Source organism: Roseicyclus sp., from assembly GCF_052168335.1.
GTDB lineage: Bacteria > Pseudomonadota > Alphaproteobacteria > Rhodobacterales > Rhodobacteraceae > Roseibacterium.
Map to the genome: position 1 here is coordinate 1 of NZ_JBQLZP010000468.1, position 1,023 is coordinate 1,023.

The following is a 1,023-nucleotide window of genomic DNA, read 5'->3' on the forward strand; positions in this document are numbered from 1 at the left end:
TGTCCTGCATTTCGTCACTCCCACGCATTTTTCTTGGAACCTTTTCCGGGCAGGATGGTTCCCTCCCGGCAGGCAATTTTTTTGAAGTTTAGCGCGATGGCCAAGGACCAGAAGAAATCACCGGTGCACGAGCAGATCGAAGAGAATCTCAGGCGGGTCTACGACGAGGCCCTGAACGACCGGGTCCCCGACCGGTTCATGGAACTTCTGCGGCAACTCAACGAAGCCGAGACGAAGAAGCCAGCCGGAAAGGACGGCGATGAATCGTGAGATCCGCGACAAGGTGGATCCGCGCGACGAGATCGTGGACCACCTGCCCGCCCTGCGTGCCTTCGCGATGTCGCTGGCGCGCAACAGCGCGACGGCAGACGACATCGTGCAGGACACGATCGTCAAGGCATGGTCGAACATCGACAAGTTCGAGCCCGGCACCAACATGCGCGCCTGGCTCTTCACCATCCTGCGCAACACCTACTATTCGCTCCACCGCAAGCGCGGCCGCGAGGTGGCGGACGGCGACGGCGAATACGCCGCCCAGCTCTCCGAGAAGCCCGAGCATGACGGCCGCCTCGCCATGAACGACTTCCGCGTCGCCTTCGCCAAGCTTCCCGACGAACAGCGCGAGGCGCTGTTGCTCGTGGGCGCCTCCGGCTTCTCCTACGAGGAGGCGGCCGACATGTGCGGCTGCGCCGTCGGCACGATCAAGAGCCGCGCGAACCGGGGCCGAAAACGCCTGGCCGAACTCCTCCACCTGGAGGAGGGCGAGCGGATGGACATGACCGACGCGGCGACGCTCGGCGTGGTGAACGCCCCGCCTTCGGGCTGATGTCGGAGGATCGGCCAGACCGGAGGCGCGTCGGGCTCCTGCCCGGCTCGCTCCGGACGCGGCTGATCCTGCTGCTGACCGTCGCGCTCCTGCCCATCGGGGCCGTCGCCGTCTACCAGACCATGAACGTCGTGGGCGAGGCGCACCGCCTCGCCGAGCGCGACGTGCTGGCGCGCACCGCGCGCGCCGCCGGGCGG

General features: G+C 66.6%; 3 protein-coding genes. All 3 read left to right on the plus strand.

Translation table 11 applies throughout. The features are described from left to right. The coding region (locus ACTS11_RS14435) for a NepR family anti-sigma factor (protein WP_442641000.1) at positions 1 to 270 on the plus strand (270 nt) is incomplete at its 5' end. Then, positions 260 to 826 (plus strand): RNA polymerase sigma factor, encoded by a 567-nt coding sequence (locus ACTS11_RS14440; protein ID WP_442641001.1) that lies wholly within the window; start codon positions 260 to 262, stop codon positions 824 to 826. The genes ACTS11_RS14435 and ACTS11_RS14440, both read left to right, overlap by 11 nt. After that, positions 826 to 1,023 (plus strand): hypothetical protein (locus ACTS11_RS14445; RefSeq protein WP_442641002.1); only part of this gene is annotated, 198 nt, incomplete at its 3' end. The genes ACTS11_RS14440 and ACTS11_RS14445, both read left to right, overlap by 1 nt.

What these genes read in the sequence shown, in the direction of transcription:
- ACTS11_RS14440 (WP_442641001.1), top strand. Translation starts at nt 260, where the DNA reads ATGAATCGTGAGATCCGCGACAAGGTGGATCCGCGCGACGAGATCGTG.